This is a genomic window from Ramlibacter henchirensis (assembly GCF_004682015.1).
Taxonomy (GTDB): Bacteria; Pseudomonadota; Gammaproteobacteria; order Burkholderiales; family Burkholderiaceae_C; genus Ramlibacter; species Ramlibacter henchirensis.
Genome location: NZ_SMLM01000001.1, coordinates 2,537,749 through 2,553,405 on the forward strand (window position 1 = coordinate 2,537,749; position 15,657 = coordinate 2,553,405).

The window sequence follows — 15,657 nt, forward strand, 5'->3', positions numbered from 1 at the left end:
GCGTTTCGTGTTGAACGGGACGGCGCTGCAATCGTGGCACGGTTCGGCGCGCCTGTGGAACGCTGACGGCGGGGTCCTACGCGGGCCGGAGCCCATCCATGCACACGGCGCAATGCGGGCGGCCTTGCAGGGGACACGGCTGCCGGCTGGTCTAATCGGACGCATGCCTACGAGCCTCTCCTGGGGTGTCGCGACCGCCGTCCTGTTCGGGGCGCTGCTTCACGCGGGCTGGAACGCGCTCGTGAAGTCCAGCACCGACAAGGAGCTGGACACGGCGCTGCTGCAGCTGATGTGCTGCGTGCTGGCTTTGCCGCTGGTCGTCTTCACCGGCCTTCCGCCGGCCGCCGCATGGCCCTACGTTCTCGCTTCGGTGGTGATCCATTTCGGCTACTACATCGCCTTGTCCGGCGCCTACCGGCACGGCGACCTGGGCCTGACGTACCCGCTGATGCGCGGCCTGGGTCCGATGCTCGTGGCGCTGTCCTCGGCCGTCGCGTTGGGCGAGCGCCTGTCGCCACTGGCGTGGGCCGGCGTGTTCGGCGTCTCGGGCGGGGTGTTGGTGCTGGGGCTTTCCAGCCATGCGCTGGAGCGGCCCAAGGCGCTGGCCTTTTCGCTGAGCAACGCGGTGGTGATCGCCCTCTACACCGTGGTCGATGCGCTCGGCGTGCGCGCGTCGGTGAACACCGGGGGCACGGCCCTGCAGTACGTGTGCGCGTTGTTCCTCGTGCATGGCTGGCCTTTCACGCTGCTGGTGCTGCACCGGCGAGGTGTGGCGGTGGCGTGGCCCTATGCGCGCTCGCGTGCTCCGCTGGCCACCGTGGGCGCGATGGCCTCGATGGGGTCTTATGGGATCGCGCTGTGGGCGATGACGAAGGCGCCGGTCGCGGTGGTTGCCGCGTTGCGCGAGACCTCGGTGCTGTTTGCCGCTCTGCTCGGGGCGTGGTTGTTGAAGGAGGTGTTCACGCCTCGCCGCGCTCTGGGCACGGCCGTGATCGTCGCGGGCGTGATTGCTCTTCGGGTGGGCTAGTTTTACCTTGCTCCCTCTCCCTCTGGGAGAGGGCTGGGGTGAGGGCACGCGCGCGGCAGTGTTGAATACAGTGATTCTTTGGCATCGCGCCCTCGCGTCAGGCGGTGCCTGGCCCGGGCTCATGCTGTGCCGGTCCGGTGCTCGCCTTGCTCGCACACGGACGCGCGGGGCCTTCAACGCGGCCCGGCCTCCCGCGGTAGAACTCACAGAGAGACCGGCCGAAGGCCGCTCTCTCTGTTCGGACAACTCCCGCGAGTCAGAAGTTGAAACGGACTTCGCACCTCGCATGCGCGAGGCGCTCGCGTCGGCCGGGCCGCTGCGGCCCCGCTCATCCCAGAAATCGCCCGGGCCAGGCACCGCCTGACGCGTGGGAGCAGTGTGCGGGTGCGGGCAGGTCAGTCCGTCATCCCCGCGGAGGCGGGAATGACGGTGAACTGGCCCGCCGTCGCCGCCTGAACCTAGATCGGCTCCTTGCTTGTCGCCAGCACATCACTGCGTAACCGGCTCGGCGCCAGCGCACCGGCCGACTCCAGGATCGGATACGCGATCGAGCAGATGTGGGAATTGATCCGCTTCAGGTCGCTGATCAGGTCGATGTGCAGCGAGCTGGTCTCGATGCTCTGCACGGTATTGCCGGACAGCCGCTCCAGGTGGGTCGACGCATACGCGTGCTCCAGGTCGCGGAAACGCGCCTTCTCCTCCAGGAGCTTCTGCGCGTCGCGCACCGAGCCGTTGAGGAAGACGCTCATCCCCAGGCGCAGGTTGTCGATCAGGCGCGCGTGCAGCTCGCAGATCTCCGCCATGCCGGCGTCGGAGAAGCTGCGGCCCTTGCGGATCTTCTTGTCCTCGATGTCCATCAGGATCCGCTCGATGGTGTCGCCGATCTGCTCCATGTTGATCGTGAAGCTGATGATGTCGGTCCAGCGGCGGCTTTCCTCCTCGCCCAGCGCCTCGCGCGAGATCTTCGTCAGGTAGTACTTGATGGCCGAATACAGCTCGTCGACCGTGTCGTCCAGCTTGCGCAGTTCCTCGGCCAGGCGCAGGTCGTTGTTCTTCAGAACGGTGAGGATGCCCAGCAGCATGGTCTCGACCACATCGGCCTGGTGCAGCGCCTCGCGCGCGGCGCAGGAGATCGCCAACGAGGGTGTGCCCAGCGCGGAGGGATCCAGGTGGTGCGGACGGCCGTTGGCGATGCGCTGCGGCTTGGGCAGCATCTGCATCACGGCGCGGCCGATGGGATGAACGACCCCGATGAACAGCAGCGCCAGCAGGATGTTGAAACTGAGGTGGAACAGCACCACGGTGGACACGTCGTCCGCCAGGTGCGGCCGCAGTTCACGCAGCCAGACGCCGATCAACGGCGCGGCGACCAGCACGCCCAGGCACTTGAACACCAGGTTGCCCAGCGGAACGTGGCGCACTTCGACGGGCGACCGCGCCGTGGTCAGCACGCCCAGCAGGCCGCTGCCCAGGTTGGCGCCGAGCACCAACCCCAGCGCCATCTCGGTCGGGACGATCCCCGTGCTGGCGAGCGTCGCCGTGAGGAGGACGATCGCCAGGCTGGAATACGAGAGCACGGCCAGCAGCGCGCCGACGGTGATCTCCAGCAGCAGGTCGCTGCTGATGGAGGCGAGCAGCGCCTGCACGATCGGCGACTGCACCATGATCTGGGTCGATTCGGACACCAGCCGCAGCGCCAGCAGCATCAGCCCGAGCCCGATCAGCACGCGGCCGAAGCGCCCGACGTTGGTGGACGAGCGCGAGATGAACATCACCACGCCCGTGAAGATCAGCAGGGGCGACAGCCAGGACAGGTCGAACGAGAACACCACCGTGACCAGACTGGTGCCGATGTCCGCGCCCAGCATCACGGCCAGCGCCAGCGGCAGCGTGATCAGCCCCTGGCCGACGAACGCGGAGACGATGAGGGCGGTGGCGGTGCTCGATTGCAGCAACGCGGTGACGCCGATGCCCGAGACGGCAGCCGTGTAGCGGTTGCTGATGCTGCGTGCGAGAACCTGCCGGAGATTGGCGCCGAACACCCGCAGGATGCCGGTGCGGACAAGGTGGGTTCCCCAGACCAGCAGCGCGATGGCCGCCAGCAGATTCAACAGATGCTTCATGCTTGAGGCATCCGATGATACGCGGGCGGGCCCCGCCCGGGGAGCCTATCGGCTGCGGCGCACGCGCAGGATCTCGTCCAGGATCAAGGCCGCCGCGCCGATGGTGATGGCGGCATCGGCCACGTTGAACGCCGGAAAGAACCAGCGGTCCTTCCAGTGGAACTGCAGGAAATCCACGACGTAGCCGTGCATCAGCCGGTCGACGACGTTGCCGATGGCGCCCCCCAGGATGCACGCCAGGGCGAAGGAGAACAGCTTCTGTCCCGAATGGGACCGCAGCATCCAGACGATGAACAGCGCCGCCGCGACCCCGATGCCGGTGAACAGCCAGCGCTGCCAGCCCGAGGCCGTGGCCAGGAAGGAGAACGCGGCGCCGGTGTTGTGCACCCGCACGATGTTGAAGAAGGGGGCGACATACGTGCTGTCGCCCAGCTGGTAATAGCCCAGGATCAGGGTCTTGGTCAGCTGGTCCGCGATGAGCAGGATCAGCGCCAGCCCCAGCCAGGGCAGCGTTCCACGCAGGCCTCCACTCGCCCCGCGCGCCATCAGGCGCACCGCCGGTCTTCGCCCGGTCCGAACAGGTTGCTCACGCAGCGGCCGCAGATCTCCGGATGCCTGGCGTCGCTGCCGACGTCGGCCCGCCAGTGCCAGCAGCGCTCGCACTTGGCGTCGGACGACGGCGTGACCTGCACCGCGACGGCGTCGCCCTTGAGCAACGCGAGGGCCGAGGTGATGAAGACGAATTTCAGGTCGTCGCCCAGGCTTTGCAGCAGGGCGTGGTCGTCGGCCGGCGCAGCGACGGTCAGATTGGCTTGCAGCGAGGAGCCCACCTTGCCTTCCGCGCGCAGGGCCTCGATCTCCTTGTTGGCCACGTCGCGGATCTCGCGGATGCGGTTCCACTTGGCCAGCAGCGCCTCGTCGGGCGCGCCGAGTTCCGCGTACTCCTCGATGAAGATGGACTCGGAGGTGCCGAACACCTTCCACGCCTCCTCCGCGGTGAAGCTGAGGAAAGGCGCCATCCAGCGCAGCATGGCATGCGTGATGTGCCACAGCGCGGTCTGCGCGCTGCGCCGCGCGTGCGACTTGGGCGCGGTCGTGTAGAGCCGGTCCTTCAGCACGTCCAGGTAGAACGCGCCCAGGTCCTCGGAGCAGTAAACCTGCAACTTCGCGACGACGGGGTGGAACTCGTACACCTCGTAGTGGGCGAGCACCTCGTTCTGGAACTGCGCCGCGCGGCTCATGGCGTAGCGGTCGATCTCCAGCATCTCCGCCGGCGCGACGGAATCCTTGGCCGGGTCGAAGTCGTTCACGTTGGCCAGCAGGAAACGCAGCGTGTTGCGGATGCGGCGGTAGGCGTCCACCACACGCGCGAGAATCTTCTCGTCGCCCGCGATGTCGCCGGAGTAGTCGGACGCGGCCACCCACAGGCGGATGATCTCGGCGCCCAGCTTCTTCCAAGTCTCCTGCGGATCGACGCCGTTGCCCAGCGACTTGCTCATCTTGCGGCCCTGCGCATCGACCGTGAAGCCGTGCGTGAGCAGGCCGCGGTACGGCGCGCGGCCGTACATCGCGCACGCCGTGAGCAGCGAGGAGTGGAACCAGCCGCGGTGCTGGTCATGGCCTTCGAGGTAGAGGTCGGCCTCGGGGCCGTTCTCATGACCGGCGCCGGCGTGCGAGCCCTTGAGCACCGTGGTGTGCGTGGTGCCGGAATCGAACCAGACCTCGAGGATGTCGGTGCTCTTGGCGTACTGCGCCGCGTCTGCCGCCGCCCCGACCTTGCCCAGGATCTCCTCGGGCGAGGCCTTGCTCCAGGCCTCGATGCCGCCGGCCTGCACCATGCCGGCCGCGAGGTCCAGGATCTCCATCGTCCTCGGATGGAGTTCGTGCGTGTCCTTGTGCAGGAAGAAGGGCAGGGGCACGCCCCAGCTGCGCTGGCGGCTGATGCACCAGTCGGGCCGGCCCGCGATCATGTCGCGCAGGCGCGCCTTGCCGTTCTCGGGGAAGAAGCTGGTTTCCTCGATGGCCGCGAGCGCCATCTGCCGCAGCGTGGCGGGCGCCTTGTCCTTCGTGAACACGCCTTTGCCTTCGTCCATGCGGATGAACCACTGGGCCGCTGCGCGGTAGATGACCGGCGACTTGTGGCGCCAGCAGTGCGGGTAGCTGTGGCTGATGGGCGCGGTGGCGAACAGGCGGCCGGCCTGGTCGAGCGCCTCGATGATGGCCGGCACGGCCTTCCAGATGTCCTGCCCGCCGAAGAGGGCGAAGTCCGCGGCGTAGCTGCCGTTGGCCTGCACCGGGTTGAGGATGTCGTCGTACTTCAGCCCGTGCGCCACGCAGCTGGTGAAGTCTTCCAGGCCGTAGGCGGGCGAGGAGTGGACGATGCCGGTGCCGTCGTCGGCCGTCGCGTAGTCCGCCAGGTACACCGGCGACAGGCGCCGGTACGCCGCGTGCACGTCGTACAGCGGATGACGGAACTGCAGGCCATCGAGCTGCCGGCCCTTGACCGTGGCGATCACGGTTCCGCCCTGCAGGTGGTAGCGCTGAAGGCAGCGCTCCACCAGCGAGCTGGCCACCACGAGCAGGCCGCGCGCCGTGTCCACGAGCGAGTAGTCCAGCTCGGGGTTGAGGTTGAGCGCCTGGTTGGCCGGGATGGTCCAGGCGGTCGTCGTCCAGATGACGACGAACACGTCCTTGCCCTGCGGCAGCCTGGACACGTTGAAGGCGCGCGCGAGCGCCGCGGGATCGTTCGCCTGGAAACCCACGTCGAGCGTCTGGCTCTTCTTGTCCGCGTACTCGATCTCGAACTCCGCGAGCGAGGAGCCGCAGTCGAAGCACCAGTACACCGGCTTGAGGCCGCGGTAGACGAAGCCACGTTCGATCACGCGCTTGAACGCACGGATCTCGTCGGCCTCGTTCGAGAACTCCATCGTCTTGTACGGATGGTCCCAGTCGCCCAGCACGCCCAGCCGCTTGAAGTCGGCCATCTGGATGCCGATCTGCTCGGTGGCGAAGGCGCGGCTTTTGGCCTGCATCTCGTCGCGCGGCAGGTTGCGGCCGTGCTTCTTCTCGATCGCGTTCTCGATCGGCAGGCCGTGGCAGTCCCAGCCCGGGACGTAGGCCGCGTCCAGGCCCTTGAGCTGGCGCGACTTGACGATCATGTCCTTCAGGATCTTGTTGACCGCGTGGCCCATGTGGATCTGGCCGTTCGCATATGGCGGGCCGTCGTGCAGCACGAACTTCTGGCGGCCCTTGCGCGCATCGCGCAGGCGCTTGTACAGGCCCTGCTCCTCCCATTCCCTGACCCAGCCCGGCTCGCGCCTGGGCAGGTCGCCGCGCATCGGGAAGGGCGTGTCGGGCAGGTTGAGGGTCGCGCGGTAGTCGGTTTTGGTGTCGGGCATCGTCAGCCTCGGGGGGCTCGGGACAAGCTCAGCCCGAAGGCGGGCCGGGAGGGCGGTGATCACGGGCCGCTCGCCCTGAGCCTGTCGAAGGGCGGCGAGCGGCGGGCGCCCTCTAAATTCGGTCGCGCGTGGTCTGGCGACGGGTGGACGCGAAGTACGCACGGGCCTCGTCGCAGTCGCGCGCGATGCCGGCCCGGAGCGCCTCCAGGCTGTCGTATTTCAGCTCGTCGTGCAGTTTGTGCAACAGGTCCACCCGGATGATTTTACCGTAGGCCCCCTCCAGGCCGAGGTGGCCCGGCCATTCGAGGCAGTGCGTCTCCAGCAGCACCCGGCCGCCATTGACGTCGTTCGGATCCAGGGAGGGCCGGATGCCCAGGTTGGCCACGCCGGGCAGCGGATGGTCCGCCAGCCCGTCGACCTGCACGGCAAAGATGCCGCTGGCGGCGGGTTTCCAGTGCGAGAAGCGCAGGTTCACCGTCGGGAAGCCGAGTTCCCGGCCGAGCTTGCGGCCATGGACCGCGTGGCCGCTGATGCTGTAAGGCCGCCCCAGCAGGGCCGCCGTGCCGTCCATGTCGCCGCGCGCCAGCGCCTCGCGCACCGCCGAACTGGACACACGCATGTTGTGCACCTCGTAACTGTTCATGCGCGCCACGTCGAAGCCTTGTCGCTGGCCGGCGGCGTCGAGCATGGCGTAGTCGCCCGCGCGCCGGGCGCCGAAGCGGAAGTCGTCACCCACCAGGACGTAGCGCGCGCCCAGCCCGTTGACCAGCACTTGGTCGATGAAGGTTTGCGGCGCCTGGCTGGACAGCCGCGCGTCGAACGGCAGCACCACGCACTGGCCCACGCCGCAGGCGGCCAGTTCGGACAGCTTGTCGCGCAGCGTGGCGATGCGGGCCGGCGCCAGTTCGGGCTTGCGGGCGACGCGGGCGAAGTAGTCGCGCGGATGCGGCTCGAACGTCAGCACGCAGCTGGGCACGCCGCGGTGGCGCGCCTCGCTGTTCAGCAGGGCCAGCATGGCCTGGTGGCCGCGGTGCACGCCGTCGAAATTGCCGATCGTCACCGCGCTGGCCGGCGCGATGCCGGGATGGTGGAAGCCTCGGAAGATCCGCATGCGAATTGGTATCTTTTTGATAGCAGGGCGTGCCCGATGGGAGAGCGCCGCGCGACGAAATGTCACTTGAATCAGGGTATATTGTGCTTGCTGTTCCGTTCCCTGTCGGCTGTGTTGAGGAAGGAGCGTTCGTCTTGAAGGTGTTGAAGCTGTCCGCCCAGGGGCTGCCCCAGTCCTGGATTTCGCTGGAGCAGGCCGTGCTGCACTACGCCGCCGACGAAGTTCGTTGGGAGGTGGGTGCGCAGGTGGCCGTGTTCCGCGGCGGGCACAACGCCGTCACGGGCGAGCAGTCGGTCATCACCGTCAGCAGCATCATCGGCACCAAGGGCGTGCCGAACATCAATCCTTTCGACCTCAAGCCCGGCCTGACCAACGGCAAGCTCTTCGCGCGCGACCGCAACATCTGCGCCTACTGCGGCGGCCATTTCCGCGAGGACGAACTCACCCGCGAGCACATCATTCCGTTCGCCCAGAACGGCAAGGACCACTGGATGAACGTGGTCACGGCCTGCCGCTGCTGCAACCACCGCAAGAGCAACCGCACGCCCGAGCAGGCTCGCATGCCGCTGCTGTACGCGCCCTACGTGCCCAGCCTCTGGGAGGACTTCATCCTGCGCAACCGCCGCATCCTGGCGGACCAGATGGAGTTCCTCATGGCGCATCTGCCGAAGTCTTCGCGACTGCACTCGTGAACTGCGTTCACTCGTGAAGTCGCGCTGCCTTCGGCGCGCGCTGGCGGTGGCTTCACGAACCCCCTCTCCCCAACCCGGCCCCCTCGTCGCGAGGCGTTCGCCTTGCTCCTCTCCCCCGAGGGGGAGAGGGGGCGGATCGTGGCTCAGTACGTCAGTTCCAGAACGGAGACATGGTTGTCCGCCAGGGGCCAGAGCCGGCCTACCAGCCGCTCGCCGTTGAACTCGGCCATGACTGGCCGCGGCGCGCCGGTCGGCCGGATGCGTGAGCTCGAAGCGCCCGCTCCGGGCAGCGCGCCCGGCGGCGGGGTCTGGCCATCGAACGACATGCGGTCGCGGTCGGGGTCGAGATAGCCGCGAGGACGGTTGAGGATGGCCAGCGCCGGCGCGCTGCGATCGGCTTCGGGCACTCGCTCCGGCCGCAGGTTCACTAGCGTGCTCGAGCGCGGGAAGGGGCTGCGGTAGATGTGCGTCGTCGCATAGCCCGGTGCGCTGACGACGAACTCGTAGCGCGCTTGCGGGTTCGCCGGGAACGGGCCCCAGCGGCCGTCGGTGCCGATCACCTGGCTGTGCGCCGCGGCGCCGCGGCGCTCGCCGGTCGCCTCGTCGATGCTGAAGACTTCGAGGCGCGCACCGGGCAATGGGAGGTTGTTCGAGAAGTTGCCGGAGGCCGGGTCGGTGGACGACACGCCCAGCCCACTCACCTTGCCCGAGAGCACCACGCGCTGCTCGGGCGTGATCTCCGTCGTGGCGGGCGCCCGGCCGGTGATGAACTGGTACGTGGAAGCGAAAGCCGCCGGCGAGAACGACGTCTCGCGGTGGTCGATGCGCGGGATCACCACGTTGGTGGCGCCCTTGAGTTCCGGGGCCGCGAAAGTGATGTTGGTTGGCTGCCCCTTGCGCCCGATCCACAACCCGTCCGGCTGCGCGAACTTGTCGTTGTTCTCGGAGCGGATCGTCATCCAGCGAACCGGGCCCGCGACTTCATCGCCGCCCGCGTTCTTGGGCGCGTTCAGCGCGGTGAGGAAGGGCCCGGTGCCATTGAACTCGCTGTGGGGCGCGAACTCGCGCAGCGCCCACACCCCATGATTGGGCGTGCCGCCCAGGATGGCGTGGCTCACCACGGACGCGCCGCCGCCGTTCTGGATGTAGTTGCGGATCGCGTAGCCGCCGCGCGAATTGCCCACGAGGACCACCTGCCGGGCGCCGGTGGCCTTGAGAACCTTCTCCACCTCGCCCTTCAGGAACGACATGTGTTCGGCCGTGGACGTGCGCCCGGGCTGCGGCCGCGTGTCGTCGTCCCGCGCCAGCGGGTAGGGCAGGTCGATCGCGTGCAGGCGCTCCCGTGGCCAGCCGTTGGACTCGAAGCGCCACACTGTGGACTGCCAGACCGATGCGCTGTCGCCGTTGCCGTGCACGAACACGATCTGCGCGAACTCGCTCGCCGGTCCGGTGGGGCGGCCGGCGCAGGCCGCCAGCAGCAGGGCGGCAACGCTCGCGCACAGGAGGTGTCGGCGGGTGGTCATCGGATCTGTCTCCTTCTTGTTCTTGCAACGAAAAGGCCCGCGGCCGCGGCCGCGGGCCGACGAGTCGAGGCCCGCGTCAGGCGAACACGCCTGCCGTGTCCTGCATCCGCGCCGACACCTCGCCCAGGTGGTGCAAGGTGTCGCCGTAGGTCAGCTCGAGCTGCGTGAGCTTCTTGAAGTAATGGCTGCCGACGTATTCGTCGGTCACGCCGATGCCGCCGTGCAGCTGCACCGAGTTCTGGCCGACGAAGCGCATGGAGACGCCCAGCTGGTACTTGGCGCGGGCGAGTGCGCGGCGGCGCTCGTCGGCCGGCGCGTTGAGCTTCAGGCTGGCGTAGTAGCTCATCGAGCGCGCCAACTCCTGCTGCATCTTCATGTCGGCCATGCGGTGGCGCAGGGCCTGGAAGCTGCCGATCGGCACGCCGAACTGCTTGCGCGTGTTCAGGTATTCGGCCGTGAGCTCCATCGTCTTTTCCATGGCGCCCACGCCCTCGGCGCAGGTGCAGGCGATGCCCACGTCGACCGCGTATTCCAGCGCCGCCACGCCGTCCTGCGTGACGAGCGTGGCGGGTGCGTTCTGGAAGCCGACTTCCGCGGCGCGGCTGCCGTCGACGGTGGTGTAGCCCGTAGCCTTCACGCCCGACCCGGAGCGGGGCACGAGGAACACCGCCATCTTCCCGCCCGACGTCGCGGGCACCAGGTACGCATCGGCGTGGTCGCCGGCCGGCACGATGCTCTTGGCGCCGCTGACGGTCCAGCCGCCGCCCTGCTGCGAAGCCTGGGTTTCGCATCGGTCGAGGCGCCAGCGCGTCCTGCGTTCCTGGTGCGCCAGCACCACGAGTGCTTCACCCGATGCGATCTTCGGCAGCCATTCGCCCTTGATCGCGTCGGTCGCATAGCCGCTCAGGACCGCACCCGCGACCAGCGCCTGGCCGAGCGGCTCCAGCACGATGCCGCGACCCAGTTCCTCCATCACCACCATGCCCTCGACCGGGCCCATGCCCATGCCGCCGTGCTCCTCGGGGATGTAGAGGCCGGCCAGGCCCAGCTCGGCCAACTCGCCGTACGTCTTGCGGTCGAAGCCGCCCGCACGCACCGCGGCGCGGCGCCGTTCGAAGTCATAGCTGCGGTCCACCCACTTGCGCACCGCGTCGCGCAGTTGTTCCTGCTCGTCGGAGAAATCGAAATCCATGGTGGCCTCCTCAGCCGAGAACGGTTTGCGCGACGATGTTGCGCTGCACTTCGTTGCTGCCGCCGTAGATGGTGGTCTTGCGCAGGTTCATGTAGGTGGCGGCCAGCGGCGCCAGGCCGATCGCGCCGCCGGGGAAGTCGCCCTGCCAGCCGGCCTCCATCGCTTCCTTGATGAAGGGCACGCTGAAGGCGCCGCCCGCCAGCATCATCAGCTCGCTGTAGCGCTGCTGGATCTCGCTGCCCTTGATCTTCAGCAGGCCGGCGATGTCCAGCGAGTTCTTGCCGGACTTCTCGGCCGACAGCACCCGCAACACCAGCATCTCCAGCGCCACGACGTCCACTTCGAGCCGGGCGATCTCGTCACGGAAGCGCAGGTCGTCCCACACGCCTTCGGCCTTGGCGATTCGCTTCAGGCGTTCCAGCTCGCGCTTGGCGCGATTGACGTCGGCGATGTTGGTGCGCTCGTGCGAGAGCAGGTGCTTCGCGTAGGTCCAGCCCTTGTTCTCCTCCCCGATCAGGTTTTCGGCCGGCACTTCGACGTTGTCGAAGAACACCTCGTTCACCTCGTGCCCGCCGTCCAGCATGATGATCGGCCGCACGCTCACGCCGGGCGACTTCATGTCCAGCAGCAGGAAGGAGATGCCGGTCTGCGGCTTGCCCTCGGTGCTGGTGCGCACCAGGTTGAACATCCAGTCGCCGTACTGCGCGAAAGTGGTCCAGGTCTTCTGGCCGTTGACGATGTACTTGTCGCCCTTGCGTTCGGCGCGCGTCTTCAGCGACGCCAGGTCCGAGCCGGAACCCGGTTCGCTGTAGCCCTGGCTCCACCACACCTCCCCACTGGCGATGCCGGGCAGGAAACGCTTTTGCTGCTCGGCGTTGCCGAAGGCCATGATCACCGGCGCCACCATCACCGGCCCGAAGGGCACGATGCGCGGCGCTCCGGCGAGGGCGCATTCCTCCTCGAAAAGGTGCTTCTGCACCGCGGTCCAGCCCGGGCCGCCGAACTGCTTGGGCCAGCCGTAGCCCAGCCAGCCCCTCTTGCCCAGGATGCGGGCCCAGCGCTGCATGTCGTCCCGCGTCAGGTGCAGGCTGTTGTGCACCTTGTGCGCGATGTCCTTGGGCAGGTTCTCGCGCACCCAGGCGCGGATCTCTTCGCGGAACTTCTGTTCCTCCGGCGTGAAGGCCAAATCCATACGTGTCTCCGGCGTGGTCGTCGGCGGATTTTCCAGCAACCACGCAGGATCAGCCTGTCCGAGGCGCGACAAATCGCGCGCGGATGGGCTGGGACTCGCGCGCTGGGGATAATCCCGCCCTCCCATGAAGAACATCGTGATCCTGATCTCCGGCGGGGGCTCCAACATGGCGGCCATCGTGCGCGCGGCGCAGGCGCGCGACTGGCGCGGCCGTTACGGCGCGCAGGTCGCGGCCGTGATCAGCAACCGCGCCGACGCGGGCGGCCTCGTGTTCGCGGGCGAGCGGCGAATCGCCACCGAGGTCGTGGACCACAAGCGCTTCGATTCGCGCGAGAGTTTCGAAGCCGAGCTGGCGGCCGCGATCGATCGGCATCAGCCGGCGCTGCTCGTGCTGGCCGGCTTCATGCGCATCCTCACGCCCGGCTTCGTGGCCCGCTACGCGGGGCGGCTGCTCAACATCCATCCTTCGCTGCTGCCGGCCTTTCCGGGCCTGCACACCCACCGACGTGCGCTGGAAGCGGGCTGCCGTTTTGCGGGCGCCACCGTGCACCAGGTCACCGCCGAGCTGGACCATGGTCCCATCCTGGAACAAGCCGTCGTGCCCGTGCTGTCGCAAGACACCGAGGAGACGCTCGCGGCCCGCGTCCTGACGCAGGAGCACGTGATCTATCCGCGCGCCATCGAAGGCCTGCTGCGTTCCGGGCTCTGAATTCATGCACCCCAAAGCCCTGCTCGACGCCTGCGCCGACCTGCTGCAGCAAGTGCTGAGGTTCGACCACCCGGCCGATGCCGTGGTGTCACGCTACTTCCGCGAACATCGATCGCTCGGGCCGCGTGAGCGCGCGACGCTGGCCGAGACCGTGTACGCCGTGCTGCGGCGCAAGCTCCTGTTCGACCACCTCGCACCTTCGGGAAGCGGGCCCAAGGCACGCCGCCTGGCCATCCTGGGCTTCCACGGGCCGCGCGACTTCCTCAAGAGTGCGCTCGACGAACAGGAGAAGCGCTGGCTCGACCAGTGCGATTCCATCGATCCGTCCGACCTGCTGGAGCGGCATCGCCACAACCTGCCCGACTGGCTGGCCCAGGCATTGAAGCCGCAACTCGGCGACGAGTTCTGGGCGCTGGCCGAGAGCCTGCAGCAACCGGCGCCGCTGGACCTGCGCGTGAACGCGCTCACGGACAAGCGCGAAGACGTGCGGCGCGAACTCGAACTGGCCGGCATCGTGGCGGAGTCGACGCCCTATTCGCCCTGGGGCCTGCGCCTGTCGGACAAACCGGCGCTGACTCGGCTGGACGCTTTCGCACGCGGCGCGATCGAAGTGCAGGACGAGGGCTCGCAGTTGCTGGCGCTGCTGCTGGAGGCGCGCCGCGGCGAGATGGTGGTGGACTTCTGCGCGGGCGCCGGCGGCAAGACGCTGGCGCTGGGCGCCGCGATGCGCAACACGGGGCGGCTGTATGCGTTCGACGTCTCCGCGCACCGGCTCGACGCGCTCAAGCCGCGCCTCGCGCGCAGCAAGCTCAGCAACGTGCATCCGGCGGCGATCGCTCACGAGCGTGACGACCGCATCAAGCGCCTGGCGGGCAAGATCGACCGCGTGATCGTCGATGCCCCCTGCTCGGGCCTGGGCACGCTGAGGCGCAACCCCGACCTGAAGTGGCGCCAGACGCCGGAAGCTGTGCAGGAGATGGCGGCCAAGCAGCAGGCGATCCTGCGCAGCGCGGCCCGCCTGCTCAAGCCCGGCGGGCGCCTGGTCTATGCGACGTGCAGCCTGCTGCCGCAGGAGAACGAAGCGATAGCCGAGGCATTCACCGCTGAGATGGCCGACTTCGAGCCGCTGCCGGTCGGCCGCATCCTGGAGCAGTTGAAGATCGGCTCGGGAGACCTCACGACCGGCGGCGAGGCGGGCAATCTGTACCTCAGGCTCTGGCCGCATCGCCATCGCACGGACGGTTTCTTCGCCGCTGGATGGCTGAAAAGTTGACGTCCGTCAGGCAAACAGTGCGATAAGGCGAAATAGTGCAACAGAGTGAACCCCCCGCCCTAGAATGGGTCGGATGGGTTGACGGCAGCTTCGCCGTGCCCCGCCGAGAGAAAGAACCTCAAACTTTATGTTGCTTCCCGACTGGGCCGTGCTGAACGCGGCCATTGAATGGCTGGCCCATGGGCTGTGGGACCTGAGCTGGTGGCAGATCGTGCTGTACACGCTGCTCACCACGCACATCACCATCGCGTCCGTCACCATCTTCCTGCATCGCACCCAGGCGCACCGCGCCATGGACCTGGGCGCGATCCCCTCGCACTTCTTCCGCTTCTGGCTGTGGCTCGGCACCGGCATGGTCACGAAGGAATGGGTGGCGATCCACCGCAAGCACCACGCCAAGTGCGAGACCGAGGACGACCCGCACAGCCCGCAGACGCGCGGCATCGACACCGTGCTGTGGCGCGGCGCCGAGCTGTACCGCGAGGAGGCCAAGAACAAGGAAACTCTGGCCAAGTTCGGTCACGGCACGCCCGATGACTGGATCGAGCGCAACCTGTATTCCCGTTACAGCTGGCAGGGCGTGGGCCTGATGCTGTTGCTGAACCTGGCACTGTTCGGCGCGATCGGCCTATCCGTCTGGGCCGTGCAGATGCTCTGGATTCCCGTCACGGCCGCCGGCGTCATCAACGGCATCGGCCACTATTGGGGTTATCGCAACTTCGAGGCGCCGGATGCCAGCACGAACATCTCGCCCTGGGGCCTGATCATCGGCGGCGAGGAACTGCACAACAACCACCACACCTACCCGACGTCGGCCAAGTTCTCGGTCAAGAAGTACGAGTTCGACATCGGCTGGGTCTACATCAGCGCGATGCAGCGCCTGGGCTTGGCCAAGGTCAAGAAGGTTCCGCCCAAGCTTCGCCTGGGTGAAATCAAGCCGGTGGCGGACGAGAAGACGCTGGAGGCGGTGATCGCCCACCGCTACGAGGTGATGGCGGGCTACGCGCGCGAGATGCGCCGCGTGTGCAAGGACGAGATCGCCGTGCTCAAGGCCAAGCGGGCCGACCTGTCGCCGCTGAAGGCCGCGCGCCGCTGGCTGCACCGTGACGACGAGCGCGTGCCGCCCGCCGCGCGCGTGAAGCTGGCCGAGGCCCGCGCCGCCCACCCCGTGCTGGACCAGATGGTCACGATGCGCGAGGAGCTGCGGCAGATGTGGCTCAACACTTCGCACTCCCGCGAGCAGCTGGCCGCCGACCTGCAGGCCTGGTGCCGCCGGGCGGAGGAGAGCGGCATCGAGGCACTGCGGCAGTTCTCGTTGAAGCTGCGGTCGGCGCACGCCTGAGGCCTTCCCCCGAAGTGAAAAAGCCCCGCGATGCGGGGCTTTTTTCTGGATCCCCGTGCGCGGGGAATGAAGTGA

Annotated in this window: 12 protein-coding genes; 5 read left to right on the forward strand and 7 right to left on the reverse strand. The window is 68.0% G+C overall.

Annotation, left to right across the window (positions count from 1 at the left end; genetic code table 11):
* The first annotated feature begins 163 nt into the window (after positions 1-163).
* On the forward strand, positions 164-1,027 hold the full coding sequence (locus EZ313_RS12550) for an EamA family transporter (protein ID WP_135263477.1): 864 nt from the start codon (positions 164-166) through the stop codon (positions 1,025-1,027).
* Positions 1,028-1,485: 458 nt separating this feature from the next.
* Here the strand turns inward: EZ313_RS12550 and EZ313_RS12555 are convergent, their stop codons facing one another.
* The 4 genes from EZ313_RS12555 to EZ313_RS12570 form a co-directional block, all read right to left on the reverse strand.
* Complete coding sequence (locus EZ313_RS12555; protein WP_135263478.1) at positions 1,486-3,150, reverse strand: Na/Pi cotransporter family protein; 1,665 nt, start codon at positions 3,148-3,150, stop codon at positions 1,486-1,488.
* Positions 3,151-3,195: 45 nt separating this feature from the next.
* Positions 3,196-3,696, reverse strand: coding sequence for a signal peptidase II (gene lspA, locus EZ313_RS12560; RefSeq protein ID WP_135263479.1), 501 nt, complete (start codon positions 3,694-3,696; stop codon positions 3,196-3,198).
* Positions 3,696-6,548, reverse strand: coding sequence for an isoleucine--tRNA ligase (gene ileS / locus EZ313_RS12565; protein WP_135263480.1), 2,853 nt, complete (start codon positions 6,546-6,548; stop codon positions 3,696-3,698). The genes lspA and ileS overlap by 1 nt, the downstream gene beginning before the upstream one ends.
* Before the next feature lie 112 nt (positions 6,549-6,660).
* The gene (locus EZ313_RS12570; RefSeq protein WP_135263481.1) at positions 6,661-7,659 is read right to left on the reverse strand and encodes a bifunctional riboflavin kinase/FAD synthetase; all 999 of its coding nucleotides are present in this window, start codon (positions 7,657-7,659) and stop codon (positions 6,661-6,663) included.
* 134 nt (positions 7,660-7,793) lie between these two features.
* Here EZ313_RS12570 and EZ313_RS12575 point away from each other — a divergent pair, with 134 nt between their 5' ends.
* Positions 7,794-8,351, forward strand: a complete 558-nt coding sequence (locus EZ313_RS12575) for an HNH endonuclease (protein ID WP_135263482.1) — start codon at positions 7,794-7,796, stop codon at positions 8,349-8,351.
* A gap of 143 nt (positions 8,352-8,494) precedes the next feature.
* On the opposite strand, the gene EZ313_RS12580 is transcribed toward EZ313_RS12575, so the two are convergent.
* The 3 genes from EZ313_RS12580 to EZ313_RS12590 all read right to left on the reverse strand — a co-directional run bounded on the left by EZ313_RS12580 (position 8,495) and on the right by EZ313_RS12590 (position 12,258).
* Complete coding sequence (locus EZ313_RS12580) at positions 8,495-9,874, reverse strand: alpha/beta fold hydrolase (RefSeq protein ID WP_135263483.1); 1,380 nt, start codon at positions 9,872-9,874, stop codon at positions 8,495-8,497.
* Positions 9,875-9,950: 76 nt separating this feature from the next.
* Positions 9,951-11,066 carry an acyl-CoA dehydrogenase family protein gene (locus EZ313_RS12585; RefSeq protein ID WP_135263484.1) on the reverse strand — a complete coding sequence of 372 codons (1,116 nt, stop codon included), beginning with the start codon at positions 11,064-11,066 and terminating at the stop codon, positions 9,951-9,953.
* 10 nt (positions 11,067-11,076) lie between these two features.
* Positions 11,077-12,258, reverse strand: a complete 1,182-nt coding sequence (locus EZ313_RS12590) for an acyl-CoA dehydrogenase family protein (protein WP_135263485.1) — start codon at positions 12,256-12,258, stop codon at positions 11,077-11,079.
* A 124-nt stretch (positions 12,259-12,382) separates the two neighbouring features.
* Between EZ313_RS12590 and purN the strand changes: the two genes are divergently transcribed.
* The 3 genes from purN (at position 12,383) to EZ313_RS12605 (ending at position 15,582) form a co-directional block, all read left to right on the forward strand.
* Positions 12,383-12,967: a phosphoribosylglycinamide formyltransferase gene (purN, locus tag EZ313_RS12595; RefSeq protein WP_135263486.1), complete on the forward strand. Its 585-nt coding sequence runs from the start codon at positions 12,383-12,385 to the stop codon at positions 12,965-12,967.
* Between the two features lie 4 nt (positions 12,968-12,971).
* Positions 12,972-14,240 (forward strand): RsmB/NOP family class I SAM-dependent RNA methyltransferase, encoded by a 1,269-nt coding sequence (locus tag EZ313_RS12600; RefSeq protein WP_135263487.1) that lies wholly within the window; start codon positions 12,972-12,974, stop codon positions 14,238-14,240.
* A 127-nt stretch (positions 14,241-14,367) separates the two neighbouring features.
* The gene (locus EZ313_RS12605) at positions 14,368-15,582 is read left to right on the forward strand and encodes a DesA family fatty acid desaturase (protein ID WP_135263488.1); all 1,215 of its coding nucleotides are present in this window, start codon (positions 14,368-14,370) and stop codon (positions 15,580-15,582) included.
* The last annotated feature ends 75 nt before the right edge of the window (positions 15,583-15,657 follow it).